Raw genomic sequence first — 19,816 nt, 5'->3', positions numbered from 1 at the left:
ACCGGGCCACTACCACAACGGAGGCGACAATGATCAAGCGGTTGTGGCCGGGCTTTAAGTCGTTCAGCTAGCAGATGGTGCGAATGCCATGGTTGCAGAGATCGCCGCGATTCTCGATCGGCACCCGAGGGACCGAACGAGGCTGATCGACATACTTTGGGACGTCCAGCGCAGCTATGGCCATATTCCTGCCGAAGCGGCACAGACGATAGCAAGCTGGCTGGGGCTGACTCCCGAGGACGTCCTCGAGACGGCCACTTTCTACCATTTCTTCCACACCACGCCGTCGGGCCGATACCGGATTTATCTGAGCGACACCGTTATTGCCAAGATGCACGGTTATAAGCAGGTTTACGAAGCCCTCGAACGGGAGACCGGCACACGATTCGGCGGGCCTGGATCAGCCGATTTCGGGTTGTTCGAAACCGCGTGCATCGGTCTCAGCGACCACGAACCGGCGATGCTCATCGACGACATGGTTTTCACAGATCTGACGCCGACGTCGGTCACCGACATCATCTCGCGCTTGAAGCAGGGGCAGTCCCCAGCGGAAATCGCGAATCCCGCGCGATTGCCCCGCAACGAGATCGGATACATCGACGCGCTGACACATACCACGGTGTACAGGAAGGGGCCGGTCTTCTTCGGCGGCGACATTGACTACCGCGCGTTGCTGGACCGATGCCTGGCACAGACGCCCGCAGAAGTGATCACGACCATCACGGATTCTGGCCTTCGCGGCCTCGGTGGTGCCGGTTTTCCCACGGGCATCAAATGGCGGTCGTGTCGTGCGGCCGACGGCGATGAGAAGTACATCATCTGCAACGCCGACGAGGGCGAACCCGGCACGTTCAAGGACCGGGTGTTTCTGACCCGTGTACCCAAACAGGCGTTCGTGGGCATGATCATTGCGGCCCACGCGGTCGGGGCCGCGCACGGTATCGTCTACCTGCGCGCCGAGTACGCGTATCTCAGGGAGTACCTCGAACAGCAGCTGGCCGACCTTCGCGAAGAAGGGTTGCTGGGCAACGGATTCGACATCCGCATCCAATCCGGCGCTGGGTCGTACATCTGCGGCGATGAATCGGCCCTCATCGAGTCCTGCGAGGGCAAACGGGGAACCGCACGGCTGAAGCCGCCGTTCCCCGTCGAGCACGGATTCCTGGGCAAGCCAACCGTTGTCGACAACGTTGAGACCCTCGCCGCGGCGGCCCGGATCATGGACCGGGGCGCCGACTGGTTTGCGGCCATGGGTACGTCCAAATCGAAAGGCACTCGGTTGCTCAGCGTCTCCGGGGATTGCGCCGCGCCGGGGATCTACGAAATCGAGTGGGGCATTACCCTGCGTGAGGTCCTGGAGATGGTCGGCGCCGAACAACCCCGCGCCGTGCAGATCAGCGGTCCCTCGGGGGAGATGATTTCAGCCAGCGCCGACGCCGACCGCCGGCTCGCTTTCGAAGACATCTCTTGCGGCGGTTCGTTCATGATCTTCAATGCGCAACGCGACCTCCTTGCTGTCGTCAGGGACTTCATGCAGTTCTTCGTTGATGAGTCGTGTGGTATCTGCGTTCCGTGCCGGGCCGGCGGGGTGCTACTGCGCGAGAAGGTCGACCTGGTCGTCGACGGCCGGGCGGGCCAATCGGATCTCGACGACATGGTGCGGTGGGGCGGCATCATCGCGAAGACCAGCCGGTGTGGTCTGGGGACGACGGCGCCCAATCCGATTCTGACCACACTGAAAAAGTTTCCCGAGATCTATGCCGATCGTGTTCACGAACGGACGGGAGACCTACTGCCGTCCTTCGATATCGGCGCAGCGCTGGGCGACTATGCCAAGGCCATGGAGCAACTCGCTGTTGGGGAGTCGAGATGACCATTCAGATCGAGATCGACGGGGTCGCCGTAACCACCGAAGAAGGCAGAAACCTTGTCGATGTCGCCGCACAGGCGGGTGTCTACGTTCCTACCCTGTGCTACCTGGAGGGAAAGCCGGCACTGGGCACCTGCCGCGCATGTGCGGTGAAGGTCAACGGCCGAGTGATCCCCGCGTGCACGGTCAACGTTGCAGACGGCATGCGCATCGAGGTGAACGAACCCGAAACCGCCGATATGCGCAAGGCGTTGGTCGAAATGTTGTTCTCCGAGGGCAATCACAACTGCCCCAGCTGTGAGAAAAGCGGCCGCTGCACTCTGCAGGCTGTCGCCTATGAACTGGACATGCTGGTCTCCCGCTTCCCGTACCAGTTCCCCGAACGCGTCCAGGACCACGCCTCGGACAAAATCTGGCTGGAACGGGACCGGTGCATCTTCTGCCAGCGCTGCGTCGAGTTCATTCGAGATCGCAAGACCGGTAAGAAGATTTTCAGTATCCGCGGACGTGGCGCGAATGCACGCATTGAGATCGATGTCGAGCTGGCCAATGCGATGCCGCCCGAGCAGGTGAAAGAAGCCGTGGAAATTTGTCCGGTCGGCACCATCATCGAAAAGCAGGTGGGCTACGACGATCCGATCGGTCAGCGGTACTACGACGTCGAATCGGTACGTGATCGGGTTCTCGAAAGGCACGCCGAATGACCACGAAAGAGACGAAATCGATTGCATCACATGAGCTTCCGGCCACCCGTCTGGACCCGGAGGTGGCGGCCAGGCGCGCCGAGAAGATCAAGGTCTCCATGATCAGCCTGTGCGGCTGCTGGGGATGTACGTTGTCCTTCCTCGATGTCGATGAGCGGCTGCTGGCGTTGCTGGACAAGATCACGATTCTCCGTTGTTCGCTCACGGACGTGAAACGGATTCCTGAACGCTGCGCAATCGGATTCATCGAAGGCGGGGTCGCCAACGAGGAGAACATCGAGACGCTCCAGCACTTTCGGGAGAACTGCGACATCCTCATCTCCGTCGGTGCGTGCGCGATCTGGGGTGGGGTGCCGGCGATGCGCAATATGGTCGAACTGAAGGACTGCCTGTCGGAGGCCTACGTCGACTCTCCGACTGCGGTGGCCGGTGCCCGGCCCGTTGTGCCGTTCGACCGCAATATCCCTGTCTTGACCACAAAGGTGTATCCGTGTCATGAGGTGGTCAAAATGGACTATTTCATCCCCGGGTGCCCGCCGTCGGCGGACGCCATTTTCGCGGTATTCGACGATCTGATCAACGGGCGTCCCGTCGATTTACCCGTGTCGCTCAACCACTTTGACTGACCCTGAGGGACTCACATGGCTACGACATTCGTCATCGATCCCATCACCCGCATCGAGGGACATGGGAAGGTCACCGTCGAAGTCGACGACGATTACAACGTCGTCGACGCCAAACTGCACGTCGTCGAGTTCCGCGGATACGAGAAGTTCATTCAAGGGCATCCCTTCTGGGAGGCCCCGATACTCATGCAGCGGATCTGCGGCATCTGCTTCGTCAGCCACCATCTCGCGGGTGGCAAGGTGCTCGATGACATCGTCGGGGTCGGTCCGTACGCAGGGGTGGACTTGACTCCGACTGCCGTGAAGATGCGCCGCCTTGGGCATTACGCGCAAATGCTGCAATCTCATGTCACCGCCTACTTCTACCTCGCGCTTCCGGAGATGCTGTTCGGCATCGACGCCGCACCTGAACAGCGCAACGTTCTCGGACTGATCGAGGCGGATCCCGAGCTGGTCAAGCGAGTGGTGATGCTGCGCAAATGGGGTCAGGAGGTGCTCGTCGCGGTCTTTGGCAAACGGATGCACGGGATCTCGTCCATCCCTGGCGGCGTGAACAAGAGCCTGACCGCCTCCGACGTCGATCGGTTCTTGCATGGTGCTGAGGGACTTCCATCGGTCGATCGGGTTATCGAGGACGCTCGATTGGGTCTGGAACTCTTCTATGACTTTCACGAGAAGCACCGGTCGGAAGTAGACGGATTTGCCAACGTGCCCGCACTCAACATGTGTCTCGTAGACGACGACGGCAATGTGGACTACTACGACGGCAAGCTGAAGGTCGTCGACGACGACAAGAAGGTTGTCGACGAGTTCGACTATCACGATTACCTCGACCACTTCTCGGAGGGCGTCGAAAAGTGGAGTTACATGAAGTTTCCGTTCCTGACGGCCTTGGGCCGTGAGGCGGGCTCGGTACGGGTCGGCCCGCTCGCCCGGATGAACGTCACCCACACCCTTTCGACCCCGCTCGCCGCGCAGGCGCTGGAGAAGTTCCATGCCTATACCGGCGGCCGGGCGAACAACATGACGCTGCATACGAATTGGGCGCGAACGATCGAGATCATCCATGCCGCAGAGGTGGTCAGGGACCTGCTTCTGGACCCAGACATCCAGAAGGACGATTTGGTGGTCACTGGAAGCCCCGATGCCTGGACCGGTGAGGGAGTCGGGGTGGTGGAGGCGCCGCGCGGCAGCCTGCTGCACCACTATCGTGCCGATCGTGAAGGAAGTGTGACGTTTGCGAATCTCATCGTCGCCACGACACAGAACAACGAGGTGCTCAACCGCACGGTACGCAGCGTCGCAGAAGACTATCTGGGAGGCCAGGCGGAGATCACCGAAGGCATGATGAACGCCATCGAAGTGGGCATCCGCGCCTACGATCCCTGCTTGAGTTGTGCCACACATGCTTTGGGGCAGATGCCGCTGAAGGTTACCGTGGTCGACGCGGGCGGCCGGGTGCTAAATGAGCGCGTGCGCTGAGCCGCCATTTCCCGCGCTCGAGTTCTTCAACGAGCCGTCGTCACTGATCTTCGGCATCGGCAACGTCGGACGCCGGGATGACGGACTGGGTTGGGCATTCGTTGATCGGCTCGAGGCGCGACAGCCGCTGCCGCGTGCAGTCCTGCATCGCAACTATCAACTCAATCTCGAAGACGCCGATCTGATTCAGGGATTCGCCCGGGTGTTGTTCGTGGACGCGACGAAGGATCCGGCGATCTCGTCGTTCGCGCTGACTCGCCCTGAGCCGAAGCTGGATTTCAGTTTCACCTCGCATGCAATCTCGGTTCCTTCGATCCTGGCGACCGCCACGCAGTGCTTCGGATGGCTTCCCGAGGTCTACCTGTTGGCGATCCGCGGCTTCGAGTGGGAATTGCAGATCGGGCTGACCGAGCGAGCAGAACAGAACCTTTGCGATTCACTGAAATTCGTTTCCGGCTAAGACACGGTTTCGGGTTAAACAAGTTGAGGAGAAAGACATGACGGTTCGAGTAGGCATCAACGGTTTCGGTCGAATCGGACGCAGTTTTTACCGGGCGCTCGAGGCACAGAAGACGAAGGGTAACGGCACCGACATCGAAGTGGTCGCCGTCAACGACCTCACCGACAACACCGCGCTCGCACATTTGCTGAAGTTCGACTCGATCCTCGGCCGCTTGCCGCAAGATGTCAGCGTCGACGGCGACGACACCATCATCGTCGGCAGCAATAAGTTCAAGGCCCTCGAGGTCAAGGACGGGCCGGCCGCGATGCCGTGGGGCGACCTCGGCGTAGACGTTGTTCTCGAATCCACCGGCAGGTTCAACGACGGGGGCCAGGCCAAGGGGCACCTGGCAGCCGGTGCCAAGAAGGTCATCTTCTCCGCCCCGGCCAAGAACGAAGACCTGACCGTCGTGCTCGGAGTCAACGAGGACCAGTACGACGGCAGTCAGAACCTGATCAGCAATGCCTCGTGCACCACGAATTGCCTTGCGCCGGTTGCCAAGGTGCTCAATGACGAGTTCGGCATCGTCAGGGGCCTGATGACCACCATCCACGCCTACACTCAGGACCAGAACCTGCAGGACGGCCCGCACCGGGACCTGCGCCGCGCCCGCGCCGCCGCGCTGAACATCGTACCGACCTCGACCGGCGCCGCCAAGGCCATCGGCCTGGTGCTGCCGGAGTTGAAGGGCAAGCTTGACGGCTACGCATTGCGGGTGCCTGTGCCTACCGGCTCGGTCGTCGACCTGACCGTCGACGTGTCGAAGTCGGCGAGCGCTGAAGAAATCAACGCTGCGTTCAAAGCTGCCGCAGAAGGCAAGCTGAAGGGCATCCTGAGGTACTACGACGCGCCGATCGTCTCCACGGACATCATCGCCGACCCGCACTCCTCGATCTTCGACTCGGGCCTGACGAAGGTGATCGGCAGCCAGGCCAAGGTGGTGTCGTGGTACGACAACGAGTTTGGCTACTCATCCCGGCTCGTTGACCTCATCGCTATGGTCGGAAAGTCGCTGTAGCGATGACTCTTCCAAATCTCGACAACCTCCTGGCGCAAGGCGTCTCCGGGCGTTTCGTGCTAGTGCGGTCGGACTTCAATGTCCCGCTCGAGGACGGCAGGATCACCGATACCGGCCGCATCGTGGCATCGGTGCCCACCCTTACCGCATTGGCCGAGGCCGGCGCCAAGGTAGTGGTCACGGCCCATCTCGGCCGCCCCAAGGGCGCACCCGACCCGAAATTCTCGCTCAAACCCGTCGCCGCGGCGCTGAGTGAAGAGCTTGGCCGCAATGTCCAATTGGCAGCCGACGTGATCGGACCCGACGCGCTGGCGCGAGCCGAGGGTCTGGCCGACGGCGAGGTGCTGCTGCTGGAGAACATCAGGTTCGACTCTCGTGAGACCAGTAAGGATGAGGCTGACAGGGCAGCACTGGCCAAGCAGTTGGCCGAATTGGTCGGCGACGATGGTGCTTTCGTGTCCGACGGGTTCGGCGTGGTGCATCGCAAGCAGGCTTCGGTGTACGACGTCGCCAAGTTGCTGCCGCACTACGCGGGCAAGTTGGTCGCGGCCGAAGTAGCGGTGCTGCAACAACTCATCAGTTCCACCGAGCGGCTGTACGTGGTTGTGCTCGGCGGGTCCAAAGTGTCGGACAAGCTGGCCGTGATCGAAGAATTGGCCAAGAAGGCCGACAGTCTGCTGATCGGCGGCGGCATGTGCTTTACATTTCTTGCCGCCCAAGGCCTTTCGGTCGGCAAGTCACTCATACAGCCGGAGATGACCGAAACCTGCGGGCAACTTCTCGAGTCCTACGCCGACGTGATCAACCTCCCGGTCGACATCGTCGTCGCCGACGAATTCAAGGCCGACTCGGCGGCGCAAATCCTCGCCGCCGACGAAATCCCCCAAGACAAAATGGGTTTGGATATCGGCCCGGAAACCGTCCAGCAGTTCACCACTGTGCTCTCCGATGCGAGGACGGTCTTCTGGAACGGCCCGATGGGCGTGTTCGAGTTCCCGGCATTCGCGGCCGGCACGAAAGGCGTTGCGCAGGCGATCATCGGTGCAACCGGCAAAGGCGCGTTCAGCGTCGTCGGCGGGGGTGACTCCGCCGCCGCCGTGCGGACGCTTGGTCTACCCGCGAACGGCTTCTCGCACATTTCGACGGGTGGCGGGGCGTCGCTCGAATACCTTGAGGGCAAGACATTGCCCGGCATCGAGGTGTTGGAAGAGTCGTGAGCCCACGAGCCGGCTGCGGGCTCTGCTAAATGATTGATACTCAAACCACATTTAGACCGCGCGAGCGGAACTGCTCCTCGACCCGAACAACGAGCTCGGGCTCGGGAGAGCAGACCTCCCGGAGCTGGTAGGGCACGCCCAGCTCGTCCCATTTGGGCACGCCGAACTGGTGGAACGGCAGCACCTCGACGCGGTCCACGCCGTGCAAGGTAGCGACGAAGTCGGCGATGCCGTCGACGTTTTCGACCGCATCGGTCAGGCCTGGAACCAGGACGAATCGGATCCACATGTGATTGCCGCGGTCGGACAGCCGACGCGCGAACCGCAGCGTGGGGCCGGGCTCCACCGAGGTGACGAGCCGGAACGTGGCCGGGTCCCACGACTTGATGTCGAGCAGGACCAGGTCGAGGTTGTCGAGGTACTTCTCCGACGCCCGGTCCCCCAGGTATCCGGAGGTGTCCAGGCAGGTGTGCAGGCCGAGGTCGTGCCTGGCCCGCCGGAAGATCTCGCCGGTGAACTTGATCTGGAGCATCGGCTCGCCGCCGGTGATCGTCAGCCCGCCGTGGGCGACCTTGAGGACCCTGGCGTACTTGCCGATCTCTTCCATCATCCGATCGGCTGTGACCCTTCGGCCGTTGCGCATCATCCAGGTGTCGGGGTTGTGGCAGTACTGGCAGCGAAGCGGGCAGCCGGTGACGAACAGGGTGAAGCGCATGCCCGGCCCGTTCACCGCTCCGGTGAGCTCGTAGGAGTGGTAGAACCCTACGTTCGGGTCGTCCTCCTCCTCCTCGAGCCGGCCCGCGTCCACCAGCTCGGAGCGGCCCACTGACAGGTTGCTCACGGGCACGATCGGCAGCCGGCGCAGGCCCGGCCGGACCGCTGCGGCGACCTTCAACGCTTCGTTGAGGTCGGGAAGCTCCGGCGGACACCCGGTTGGCGACATCATGGCCTCACGGTCACGGGCTCACGCGTTCCGGGCGGACACTAGAGGGCGCCGTGGAAGGTGCGGTTGATCACGTCAAGCTGCTGCTCGCGGGTGAGACGGACGAAATTCACCGCGTATCCCGACACCCGGATGGTGAGTTGCGGGTAATTCTCGGGGTGCTCCACCGCGTCAAGCAACGTGTCGCGGTTGAGCACGTTGATGTTCACATGGAAGCCGCTCTCGCCGAAGTAGCCGTCGAGGACGCCGACCAGGTTACCGACGCGCTCGTCCGTCGTCTTGCCGAGCGCCTGAGGCACCATGCTCCCGGTGAGTGAGATGCCGTCCTTGGCCTGCTGGTACGGCAGCTTGGCGACCGACAGCGCCGACGCGAGGAAGCCATGGGTGTCCCGGCCATTCATGGGGTTGGCGCCCGGCGAGAACGGCTCACCTGCGCGCCGGCCGTCGGGGGTGTTGCCAGTATGCTTGCCGTACACCACGTTTGACGTGATGGTCAGCACCGAAGTGGTGTGCTCGGCGTCCCGGTAGGTCTTATACATGCGGACCTTATCCATGAACTTCTCGACGAGCATGACGGCGAGCTCGTCGACCCGGTCGTCGTTGTTGCCATACGCCGGATAGTCGCCCTCGATCTCGTAGTCCACCGCGAGGCCGGTGTCGTCCCGGACGACCTTGACCCGGGCGTAGCGCATCGCCGACAGGCTGTCGGCGGCAATGGCGAGGCCGGCGATGCCCATCGCCATGGTGCGCTTGACGGGGTAGTCGTGCAGCGCCATCTCGATGCGCTCGTACGCATACTTGTCGTGCATGTAGTGGATGACGTTGAGGGCGTTTACGTACGTCGCGGCGAGCCAGTCCATCATCCGGTCGAACGCCTCGAGGACCTCGTAATAATCGAGGTACTCCGACGTGATCGCGGGCTGCTTCGGCCCGACCTGTATGCCGCTGACCTCGTCGCGCCCACCGTTGATCGCGTACAGCAGGGTCTTGGCCAGGTTGACCCGGGCACCGAAGAACTGCATCTGCTTGCCCACCGGGGCGGCCGACACGCAACAAGCGATCGCTACATCGTCGCCGTACTCCGGGCGCATCAGCTCGTCGCTCTCGTACTGGATCGACGAGGTATCGATCGACACCTTCGCGCAGAATTCCTTGAATCCTTGGGGCAGTCGGACAGACCAGAACACCGTCAGATTCGGCTCCGGGGCCGGGCCGAGGTTGTACAGCGTCTGCAGGAAGCGGAACGAGCTCTTCGACACCAGCGGCCGGCCGTCGCTACCGATGCCGCCGATCGACTCGGTGACCCATGTCGGGTCGCCCGAGAACAGCTCGTCGTACTCCGGGGTACGCAGAAAGCGCACGATCCGCAGCTTGATGACGAAGTCGTCGATCAGCTCCTGGGCTTCGACCTCGGTCAGCCGGCCCTCGGCCAGGTCGCGCTCGATGTAGATGTCGAGGAACGTCGAGGTGCGTCCCAGCGACATGGCCGCGCCGTTCTGCTCCTTGATCGCTGCCAGGTAGGCGAAGTAAGTCCACTGGATCGACTCGCGGGCGGTCCCGGCCGGCCCGGAGATGTCGTAGCCGTATTTGGCCGCCATCTCCTTGAGCTCGCCCAGCGCACGGATCTGCTCGGCGAGCTCCTCGCGGTCGCGGATAACGTCGTCACTGGAGAACACCCTGTCCAGCGACAGGTGGTCCTTGCGCTTCTGCTCGATCAGCCGGTCGACGCCGTACAGGGCCACGCGACGGTAGTCGCCGACAATGCGGCCGCGCCCGTACGCGTCCGGCAGACCGGTGACGATGTGCGATCTGCGGGCGGCCCGGATGTCGGAGGTGTAAGCGTCGAAGACACCGTCGTTATGCGTCTTGCGGTACTTCGTGAAGATCTCGTGCACCTCGGGCGGCACCGGGTAGCCGTAGACGGTCAGCGCGGTCTCGACCATGCGTAGGCCGCCGTTCGGCATGATCGCCCGCTTCAGCGGCGCATCGGTCTGCAGTCCCACGATGAGCTCGCGGTCCTTATCGATATACCCGGGGTCGTGGGCCGTGATGGACGAGGGAATCAGGGATACGTCCAGGACGCCCTTCTCGCGCTCCTTGGGAAACAGCTCGCCCAGCCTGTGCCAGACCTGCGTCGTGCGTTCGGTCGGGCCGGCGACGAAGGACGCGTCCCCCTCGTAGGGCGTGTAGTTCTCCTTGATGAAGTCCCGAACAGAGATGCCGTCCCGCCAGATCAGTCCGTTGAACCCGCGCCAGGCGTCGAAATCACCGGCAGCGGCGGTGCGCTCTACGTCCGTGGCTGTCATCGCAAACCCCCGTCGTCGATTGGGGCCACCCGCCGCCTGGCGAGACCTACCGCGAGTGGCGGTTTTCGGCTGGCTGCTGGAGCTATTGTCCCACGCCCACAGGGAGTTGTCGCCGTCGTCATCCACGCACCGACGAGGCGGCAATGCCCAACAAATCGTGCAAGGTGCTTTGGATGTTGTCGTTTCGGGGTTGGATAATAGAGGCCACCATCCAACGTCGAGCAGTAGGCGAATAGTCCAGTCGAATGGCGACCGCAACGTACCGGTCGTGGTGATCGTCCAGCGTCGGGAAATCGCACTCGCCGGACGGCTGAGCGAACCGGATGAAAGGAGTCCGGCGGTGACAAATGATTCCCTGGTGAGCCAGTCGATGGACGACTCCGCAAACGGGCCACGGCTGGCGCTAAAGCCCGAAGCGCCTCTCCCGCCCCGCCTCGACGGGGCCTGGTGGCCGCGTTCGGGGCATTTGGCGACTGAGTTGCCCGGCCTGATTGCGGAGCTGTCGTACCGACTCGGTGAGGTTAACCTCGTCGGCTATCTTCTCGGCAACTGGACGGAAACCCCGCCAGAGATCGAGATCGCCGGCCAGACAATCAAATTGGTGGGCCTCACGTCCGACGAACCGAATAGCATCGTCCTCGTCGGGAAAGCCCACCGCATCGCGTTGCGCGTCATCGCGCCCGACGTCGCAGGAGATGTCGCCGAACGGCAATTGGACGAGGCGTCGTCAGGCAGGGGTGCGACTCGGGCCGACCAACAGATGGTGAATCAGGTGGCGGCAAAGTTAAACAGTCACGAAGCAAGCGGCGATCCTACACGCCTCGACCAGATCACGAAGTGGTGCGGGGAAGTGGCTGAACAGTTCGTCGAGGCACCGATACAAGTGTTCGTCCCGATCCTCATCGAGAACATGGTCCGCGATCGGATGGACCGTGAGCGCAATGCGACGCATCGTAGATAACTGCTACCTCAACGGTCGGCGGCTTCCGACTATCTCGCATCGACACTGATCCTGCTACACCGCCTGCGGGCGTTGGCGCTTGCGTGACCAACTAGACCTAGGCGCGCATGATCGTCGCCAGGTCTCGGTGTTCCATCCAGCGCTGCTCGACCGGACGGCGAACGTCGCTTTCGACGAGCACTGGATAGGACGTCAAGTCGGTGAGCTGCACCCGCCCCGATTGGAAGCCGACCATTGCACTGGCCCGTCCGCCGGATTCGAGTTGCTCTGACAGGAATTCGATGCAGCGGGCGGTCAGAGTCGTCGCATGTATCCGGTCGAACGGCGATGGGTCGCCCCCTTCCTGGAGGTGGCCGAAGATCGCCTGCCGAGCATCGAAGAGATCCCGGCCTTCCTTCTCAAACAGTGAGGTGATGAACGGGGTGGTGTAGACAGGGTCGGCGCCTTCGCCACGGACGATGAGGCCCAAGCGTTTTCCAGAGTGGAAGCCCTCTGCGAGGGCCTTTATGTCCGCAGTGAGGTCAGCGAGCGTGATGCCCTCCTCGGGCAGGTAGATGCGTTCGGCCCCGGTGGCCAACCCGCTGATCAATGCCAGGTAACCGCAGTTGCGACCCATGACCTCGACGACGAACACACGGCGCGAGGCGACCGCGGACTGCCGGATTTTATCGATGTCGGCCACAATACTGTTCAGCGCGGTGTCGCTGCCGATGCTCAATTCGGTCCCTGGGACGTCGTTGTTGATTGTCATCGGCATGCAGACGATCGGAATGTCGAGCGCGCTGTACTGCTGCCGGTGGCGGTGCAGTTCGTGAGCGGCGTGGTAGCCGTCCCAGCCGCCGGCCATCAGCAGACCATCGATCCGGTGAGCGGCAACCTGTTCGGCGATCTGTGCAATGGCAGCGCCGCTGGGCACATACCGGTTGGTGCCGATCTCGGCACCCCCTTCGGAAACCCACCCGCTGACATCCATCCAATGCATCTCCTGGACATCACCTTTGCGCAATCCGCGGAATCCGTTCTTGACAGCCAGCACGCTGTAGCCACGGTCAAGGCCGAGTCGCACGGCGGCGCGGACCGCGGTGTTCATTCCTGGTGCCAGGCCGCCGCCATGTACTACGGCGATCCGAAATCGTCGCCGCATCGCCGATGTGGGCCGCGGCTCTGCCTGCTGAATGGTCTGCAGGATGTTGTACGACTGCCTGAAGCTACCGCCGCGCAGCAGCATCGCTCCGTCGAAGTCGCGCGCCTTGATGCGCTCGGCAACCGCCCGGGTTTGTCCGACGCACTCCATCAGTGGCAAGGTAACCACCCGGTTCCCCCGCAATCCGATCAACCGCGGGGATGCGTCCGGACTATCGGTGAGCAGTTGTTCGACCGCGGCATGGCCGAGCAGCGTGGCCAAGAATCGGTCGAAGGCGCTCGGGGCGCCGCCGCGTTGCACGTGACCAAGAATCGTGATCCTGGTGTCCTCTCCGAGTTCATCCTCGAGCAGCGTTCTGATCTGGTTGGCGGTGATCGGGTTGTCCTCCAGATCGCGCGCGCCCTCGGCGACGATGACCACGCTTTGCCGACGGCCGATGTCCCGACCCGCTTTGATGTCCCGGCACATGTGCTCCGCCCAGTCCTTCGCAGGAGGCTGCTCAGGGATCACCACCCAGTTCGCTGCGGTCGCAAGTGAAGACATCAGCGCAAGGTAGCCGCAATGGCGTCCCATTACTTCGACGACGAAAGTGCGTTGATGGCTGGACGCGGTGCTGCGCAAGGAATCCATAGCTTCGACGATCCGATGCAAAGCGGTATCCGCGCCGATCGTGATGTCGGTACCCGACATGTCGTTGTCGATGGATCCGGCGAGACCAACGAGGCGCAGGGACGGGTGCTCGTCAGCGAGTTCCTGAGCGATCTGCCCGGAGTCGACCAGTTCCGACAGCAACTCCGACCACTCCTCGCGGAACACGTCGGCGCCGGTGAGGCTGCCGTCGCCGCCGATCACCACAAGTGCGTCGATGCCGCGCGCGACGAGGTTGCGGGCAGCCACTCGACGGCCGTCGCGCGTCCTGAATCGCTCAGATCTGGCGGTGCCGATTGCTGTCCCGCCCTTGTGCAGGATGCCATCGGCGTCCGCAGGTTCCGTTAGCCGGATCAGGTCACCGCCTTCGACGAGGCCGTGGTACCCCTCGTGAATCGCGTACACGTCGATACCGCGGTGTGCGGCCGTGCAGATGACCGCACGCACAGCGGGATTCATTCCCGCAGCATCACCACCGCTAGTCAAAACTCCGATGCTGGATGGTCCGGAGTGATTCTCAGACATGTCGGCGAGCCCGCCTTTCGTCTTGCCGGTCAGAATCCACCGCGTCAGCAAGCCCGGCCGACCGACGGCAATTCACGAAACCCAGGACGATGATGCCACTGAGAGGTGTCCAGAACGGCGAGGGCGTAGGCCATGTAGGGCCTTTCGCTGAGCGTCGCGCATTCGGCGCGCATGCTCCGACGGGGCCCAATGACACGTTTGTGAACAACTCGCGAAATCGCCGTCGTCGCTGCGCGGTTTGGATGAAACAGACCGCTATCCGACGCCAGGGGACGAAGTGATGACAACGCTTGGCGCTCAGCCCATTTGACGCTGTTGAGCCATGAATCGCTCGCCTGCCCGATCAGTGGTATGCGCCTCACCCGCGCCTCATCCTTAGCGTGTCGTTGAACACCCGCAGCATCTCGCCCTGCTATTTCGTGAAGATGCGGCGGTAGGGCTCACGGCCTTTCGGTTGTGCGGGTGGTGTTCGGTTCGCGATCTTTGGTACAGGCAGAGTGACTGGGCGCTGGGCGAGCAGGAAGCTGTCGCCGTGGTGGGCCAGCTCGATCGGCTCGCCGTTAAGAAGGCGATATGTCACTTTGTCGTCGTCGATGGCGACGACGATCTTGCTCTGTCGGATCACCATGCGAAACGAGAGGTAGTTGAGCTTGCTCGGCAACCTTGGCGCGAACGTGATTTGGCCGCCGTAATCACGCATGCCACCGAATCCGGCGACGCAATCAATCCACGCACCGGCTAGGGCGGCGATGTGAAGTCCGCTGGAGACGTTCTCGTACAAATCGTCGAGGTCGGTGAACACCGTCTCGACAAGGTAGTCATAGGCGAGGTCCGGGTATCCGACTTCCGCTGCGATCACTGCCTGACAGCAGGCCGACAGCGACGAATCGCGAACCGTCAACTCTTCGTAGTAGTCGAAGTTGCGCTGCTTCTCCTCGGGGGTGAACGCGTCGCCGCGCAGATACATCGCCAACACCAGGTCGGCTTGTTTGACCACTTTCTTGCGGTAAAGGTCGTAGTACGGATAGTTCAGTAACAACGGGTACTTGCCGACCGACGCCTCGAAATCCCAAGGCGCCGACCTGGTGAATGCCTCGGACTGCTCGTGCACAGCGCGCCGTTCATCGTAGGGAATGGCCATATGTTCGGCGCAACGCTGCCAATTGGCCACCTCCGGCGCGTCGACGTTCAGCTGCGCGGCGACATCGGGTCGGCGCTTGCACGCGGCTACCGCGTCGAGCAGGTTCTGTTGGGCGACAAGGTTGGTGAACACGTTGTCGTTGACGGCCGCGGTGTATTCGTCGGGGCCAGTTACGCCGTCGATGTGGAATACGTCGTCGTCGTGGTGGCCGAGTTTAGCAAACAGTCGGGCGCTTTCCACGAGGAGCTCGACGCCGCATTGGGTCTCGAACTGCCTATCCCGCGTTGCGGCGAGGTATCGCGCTGTCGCGTTGGCGATGTCGGCGGTGATGTGTACGGCCGCGGTCCCGGCGAGCCAGTATCCCGAGCATTCGTCCCCATTGATCGACCGCCACGGAAACATTGCTCCGGCCTGGCCGAGCTCGCCCGCCCGCTGCTTGGCCCTGTCGAGGGTCGAGTGCCGCCACCGCAGCACCTCACGGGCGGCAGCCGGGATGGTGTAGGTGAGCATGGGCAAAACGAATGTTTCGGTGTCCCAGAAAGTGTGGCCGTCGTAGCCGGGTCCGGTGAGGCCCTTGGCCGGGATCGCCCTGGCCTGACCTCGAGCGCCCGCCTGTAGGACATGAAAGATCGCGAACCGGACCGCTTGTTGCAATTGCGGGTCGCCATTCATTTCGATGTCGGCCTGTAGCCAGAACTCGTCGAGGAACTCGCGTTGCGACCTCAGCAACTCGTCCCATCCGGCTTCCATCGCCATCGACAAAGCCGCGTCGACCTGCGCGCTGAGTGCCGGCGCCGAGCGCCTTCCGGACCAGCCGTATCCGATGTATTTCGTGAGTGTCAGCCTCGCGCCGGCGGGCACGTGCGCGGCCACCGTCAGCCGCGCCAGGTCACCCTCGGCTCGGACGGACAGGTTAGCGGTGTCGGGATAGTGGATTTCGTGATCCATCCCGGCCACCAGTCGAAGACCCGACCGTCTGGTCTCGTGGGACAGCATCGCCCGATAGTCTCGACACTCGGCTTCCACGGCTACCAGCGGCGCCTCAAGCGCCGCGGCCAGCCTAGGGTCGTCGCCCGGTAGCGGGACGGGCTCGTTGGCGAGCAGGTCGGACTGCAGCACGAGCCGCATGTCATCGCCGATCGGCTCGACTGAGTATCTGATGGCCGCGATCGCGCGCTTCGTGAACGACACCAGGCGCTGCGACGTGATCCTCACCCTGCGCCCGGTTGGCGAAACCCAGAGCGAGTGGCGGCGAAGTGTGCCCGATCGGAAATCCAGTGTCCTTTCGTGTTCTTCCGTGTGCCCGTAACGCAAATCAACCGGCTCGTCCTCGACAAGCAGCCGGATGATCTTTGCGTCGGTCACGTTGACGATTGTCTGGCCCGACTCGGGATAGCCGTACCCGCCCTCGGCGTAGGGCAGGTCACGCAGCTCGTAGAATCCGTTGAGATAGGTGCCCGGTTGGACGACCGGCTCGCCTTCCTCGAGCGTGCCCCGCAGACCGATGTGTCCGTTGGACAGTGCGAACGTGGACTCCGTCAACCCAAGGCTGGCCGGGTCGGCATGACGCCATCGAAGTTCCCACGGTGCGACCTCGAAGCCCGGGGTATCGCGACTCACGGCGGGAGCAATTCTGCGAGATCCGTCACGACTACGTCGGCCCCCGCCGCGCGCAGTGCCGCCGCATGTTCATTGCCACCGACCCGGTCGACTCCGACCACGTACCCGAATTCGCCGGCTGTGGCGGCCTGCACTCCGGACAGGGCGTCCTCGAACACGGCGGCGTTGTGCGGATCAACACCGAACGCGTGGGCACAGGCGAGAAACGAGTCGGGCGCAGGTTTACCGCGCAGGTGCTGGCTGGAAATGTCAATCCCATCGATGCGCTCCTGCACGAAGCGGGAAAGGCCGGCAGCATCCAGCACAGCGCGTCCGTTCTCCGACGACGTCACCACCCCCACATGTATGCCAGCGTCGCGTACCGCGATCAGATAGCGCATCGACCCGGGGTAGGACTCGACCTCGCCACGCTTCAGGCTTGCGAGAACGAGTTCATTCTTGGCGGTGCCGATTTCCTCAACGAGATGATCGGTGACCTCGAACCCGCGCGACCGTAGGAACGTACGTACGCCGTCTTCGCGCGGGCGCCCGTCGACGTATTGCAGGTAATCGCTTTCGGTGAACGGCAGGAACGGCTCCCCGTGTCGTGCGCGAAGGAAGTCGTCGAAAGTTTGCTTCCATGCGTTCTGATGCAAGACCGCGGTGCTGGTTAGTACGCCGTCGAGGTCGAACAGAGCTACCGAGATGGACACGGGCAAGCCCAACGGGGCTTCCTCGCCACCGTGAGCGCGGTCGAAGGTATCAGACACAATCAGCAACTCGATGTTCGAACTGCACCGCTTAATCGTCACACCGTTCGAGTCTTTACTGCAGCCGGTTCGGTGAACAGTTCGCGCAAATTGTGTCGAAGGTTGCGGTTTCGGGGTTGGACGAAAGGGACCGTTATCCAACGCCAAGCAGTTGGTGAGTCGTCCTCAGTCATTGCGGGGAACCGTCGAATGACGACGCCGAAAACCCGACTGCCCAAGAGACCTGTCGTCCATACGGCTGACAGTGCGTCAGTCAAAAAGTTGAACATCGGTTGAAGCCAGCGGTGCTCGCGTCACCGCAGCCTCGAACGCGGTGTCGTCTTCGGTACCTAGGCATTCAGCGCGCGCGTTCGAGAGCATCGCCGTCAGCCCCGACCGGAATGTCGGGCCGCCACGACCGCAGGGAACGCAGCAGCGATGTCTTTTTGTAGTGGTGCTCTGCCATGCGCCGCAGGATGTTGTCGAGGGCGGTCAGCGCGTCGTTGATGTAGGGACCCTTGTTCAGCATTGCGCACTCCGCCCGCGTACTCATCGCGGCGTCACTGATCTCAGCACGGGTAGGGCTCCCGGTTTTCGCGAGCTGCTCGAGTACCTGGGTAGCCCAGATCACCGGCAGATGTGCGGCCTCGCACAGCCAAAGGATCTCCTCCTGCACCTCGGCGAGGCGCTCGTAGCCGCACTCCACGGCAAGATCACCGCGCGCGATCATCACCCCGAGTCGTGGCCAGCGCATCGCGGTCAACAGCAGTTGCGGAAGATGCTCAAATGCCTGGCGCGTCTCGATTTTCAGGATCACCCCAAGCCGCTCGGCGCCGAGCCTGCCGAGCTCGTCAAGCAGTAGCACCACATCCGACGGATCTTGCACGAACGACATCTGCACCAGATCGGCCAGTTCGACGACCGTAGCCAGGGCGGCGACGTCGTCTTCGGTCAGCGCAGCGATGGGCAGGCGGGTGTCGGGCACATTCACGCCCTTAGCGGCCCTGAGCTTGGATCCACCGTCGGCGGCACGTTCGACCCGAATGAGCAGTCGGTCGGCGCTGACGCTTTCGATCCGGCCGCCAATCATGCCGTCATCAAGCAAGATTTTTTGACCGGCAACGGCGTAATCGAAGATCTCGGGCAGGGTGCAACCGATGCGGGAGTTACCGTTCGTCGCAAGCGGGGCCGGCGAGCAGTCCCGGGTCAACTCGAAGATGTCCCCACGGCGCAGCACCAGACTCTGTTCAATGGGAGGAATTTCGCCGATTTCGGCGGGATCCTGCTCACCGAGGACATGCAGCACGGTACCAGTCGTCAGGTAGGTGGTCTTCACTGCGTCGATCACGAAACCCCTTAGCGCGGAGTCGTTTTCGCCGGCGACGCGCAGCATCAAGTGCCGTTTTGATCCGCGGGCATCGCGCACGGCCAGTAGGTCACCGGCCCGCCGCCGGTCGAGCCATGCTCGCGGTACCGGCACGACGGGCGCGCCCGCCCAGGGCGGGGTCGCGGGTTCCTCCACTGACGTCAGCCACGCCTGCGCAGGCGCAGTCGTCTGTCCCAGCGCGTTCTTCTGCGGTCGAAGCTTGATCACCCGCGGCCCTGGCTGCAGCGGTCCAGTCCGCAGTTTCGGGCCGGCCAGGTCCATGGCCACCAGGCAAGGCTGGCCGGTCTGCTCGGCGGCGCTGCGCACGTGTGCGGCCATCGCCCGCCACGCCTGCGCGTCGTCGTGCGCACAGTTGATCCGGGCAAGGTTCATCCCGCGCTGGACCAGTCCGAGTACTAGGGCCGGATCTGTCGCGGCTTCCGATGGCAGCGTCACCATGATGCGGGTGCTGCGGCCTGTAGGTGCACGGCCGAGTAGATCCACGGCGCGGCGCCGGAGCAGCCTGTTGCCTTCATCGATCCGCACTGCGGGGCGTGTAGGGGGCTGCCACGGGGCGCCCAGCATCGCATCAATCGCCGCCTTCACCAGTGCCAGGGTGGCCTCGACGTGGGCTTCACTGCGTCCCAAAGATGACAACCCGAATTCGGCTAGCCGCGTCTGCAAGCTTCGCAGATCCTGCTGGCGCATCGCCCAGTAGTGGATTAGATTCCGAGCACTCGCTCGGTAATTGGCTGCCACCCTCGCGGACCACGGCGTCCATGCCTCCTCAGCCGCGCTGAAACTTGACAGCAGGCGGTCGATGTCGCTGCGCAGTGCGTAGAGCTGTCGGCTAGTCTCGTCGGTCATCACATCGGGAGCCGAGAGCCCGCTCGAGGTAGCGCCATCCCTTTCGTCAGCGGCGGTGCGGTGCTCGCTAAGCGTCATGCTCGATCCACCTTTCGGTTTGACTTGGCGAACCGTCGCGCGGGCAACGCCCAGCTGGCTGGTATTGCCC

General features: G+C 62.9%; 14 protein-coding genes. 8 read left to right on the top strand and 6 right to left on the bottom strand.

The genetic code is table 11. The features are described 5' to 3' along the window. Positions 1–88: 88 nt before the first annotated feature. The 7 genes from M2432_RS23900 to M2432_RS23870 are packed head-to-tail and all read left to right on the top strand — an operon-like array spanning position 89 to position 7,419. The gene (locus M2432_RS23900; protein WP_280829325.1) at positions 89–1,873 is read left to right on the top strand and encodes an NAD(P)H-dependent oxidoreductase subunit E; all 1,785 of its coding nucleotides are present in this window, start codon (positions 89–91) and stop codon (positions 1,871–1,873) included. Beyond that, positions 1,870–2,574, top strand: a complete 705-nt coding sequence (locus M2432_RS23895; protein ID WP_280829324.1) for a 2Fe-2S iron-sulfur cluster-binding protein — start codon at positions 1,870–1,872, stop codon at positions 2,572–2,574. Before M2432_RS23900 ends, M2432_RS23895 begins: the two co-directional genes overlap by 4 nt. Continuing rightward, the gene (locus tag M2432_RS23890) at positions 2,571–3,200 is read left to right on the top strand and encodes an NADP oxidoreductase (protein ID WP_280829323.1); all 630 of its coding nucleotides are present in this window, start codon (positions 2,571–2,573) and stop codon (positions 3,198–3,200) included. Before M2432_RS23895 ends, M2432_RS23890 begins: the two co-directional genes overlap by 4 nt. Before the next feature lie 15 nt (positions 3,201–3,215). Continuing rightward, the gene (locus M2432_RS23885) at positions 3,216–4,682 is read left to right on the top strand and encodes a Ni/Fe hydrogenase subunit alpha (protein ID WP_280829322.1); all 1,467 of its coding nucleotides are present in this window, start codon (positions 3,216–3,218) and stop codon (positions 4,680–4,682) included. After that, a complete protein-coding gene (locus M2432_RS23880; protein ID WP_280829321.1) occupies positions 4,666–5,142 on the top strand; it encodes a hydrogenase maturation protease in 477 nt (158 codons plus the stop codon). The genes M2432_RS23885 and M2432_RS23880 overlap by 17 nt, the downstream gene beginning before the upstream one ends. 37 nt (positions 5,143–5,179) lie before the next feature. After that, positions 5,180–6,202, top strand: a complete 1,023-nt coding sequence (gap, locus tag M2432_RS23875; RefSeq protein WP_280829320.1) for a type I glyceraldehyde-3-phosphate dehydrogenase — start codon at positions 5,180–5,182, stop codon at positions 6,200–6,202. 2 nt (positions 6,203–6,204) lie between these two features. Continuing rightward, positions 6,205–7,419 (top strand): phosphoglycerate kinase, encoded by a 1,215-nt coding sequence (locus tag M2432_RS23870; protein WP_280829319.1) that lies wholly within the window; start codon positions 6,205–6,207, stop codon positions 7,417–7,419. Between the two features lie 40 nt (positions 7,420–7,459). Here M2432_RS23870 and pflA read toward each other — a convergent pair whose 3' ends face one another. Next, entirely contained in the window at positions 7,460–8,365 is a 906-nt protein-coding gene (gene pflA / locus M2432_RS23865; RefSeq protein WP_280829318.1) for a pyruvate formate-lyase-activating protein, read from the bottom strand. Between the two features lie 38 nt (positions 8,366–8,403). Then, positions 8,404–10,668 (bottom strand): formate C-acetyltransferase, encoded by a 2,265-nt coding sequence (pflB, locus tag M2432_RS23860; RefSeq protein WP_280829317.1) that lies wholly within the window; start codon positions 10,666–10,668, stop codon positions 8,404–8,406. 268 nt (positions 10,669–10,936) lie between these two features. Between pflB and M2432_RS23855 the strand changes: the two genes are divergently transcribed. Beyond that, a complete protein-coding gene (locus tag M2432_RS23855; protein ID WP_280829316.1) occupies positions 10,937–11,629 on the top strand; it encodes a DUF5994 family protein in 693 nt (230 codons plus the stop codon). 97 nt (positions 11,630–11,726) lie between these two features. Here M2432_RS23855 and M2432_RS23850 read toward each other — a convergent pair whose 3' ends face one another. From M2432_RS23850 to M2432_RS23835, 4 genes are all read right to left on the bottom strand, one after another. Further along, positions 11,727–13,946: a 6-phosphofructokinase gene (locus tag M2432_RS23850; protein ID WP_280829315.1), complete on the bottom strand. Its 2,220-nt coding sequence runs from the start codon at positions 13,944–13,946 to the stop codon at positions 11,727–11,729. 412 nt (positions 13,947–14,358) lie between these two features. Then, complete coding sequence (locus M2432_RS23845; protein ID WP_280829314.1) at positions 14,359–16,707, bottom strand: glycosyl hydrolase family 65 protein; 2,349 nt, start codon at positions 16,705–16,707, stop codon at positions 14,359–14,361. Then, positions 16,704–17,411 carry a beta-phosphoglucomutase family hydrolase gene (locus M2432_RS23840; RefSeq protein ID WP_280829383.1) on the bottom strand — a complete coding sequence of 236 codons (708 nt, stop codon included), beginning with the start codon at positions 17,409–17,411 and terminating at the stop codon, positions 16,704–16,706. The genes M2432_RS23845 and M2432_RS23840 overlap by 4 nt, the downstream gene beginning before the upstream one ends. Positions 17,412–17,793: 382 nt before the next feature. Further along, on the bottom strand, positions 17,794–19,746 hold the full coding sequence (locus tag M2432_RS23835) for a pyruvate kinase (protein WP_280829313.1): 1,953 nt from the start codon (positions 19,744–19,746) through the stop codon (positions 17,794–17,796). Positions 19,747–19,816: the final 70 nt, after the last annotated feature.

Origin of the sequence: Mycobacterium sp. OTB74 (assembly GCF_029892685.1) — a bacterium.
GTDB lineage: Bacteria > Actinomycetota > Actinomycetes > Mycobacteriales > Mycobacteriaceae > Mycobacterium.
The sequence above is the reverse complement of the archived record's forward strand: the minus strand, read 5'-3'. Positions and strand labels throughout refer to the sequence as shown.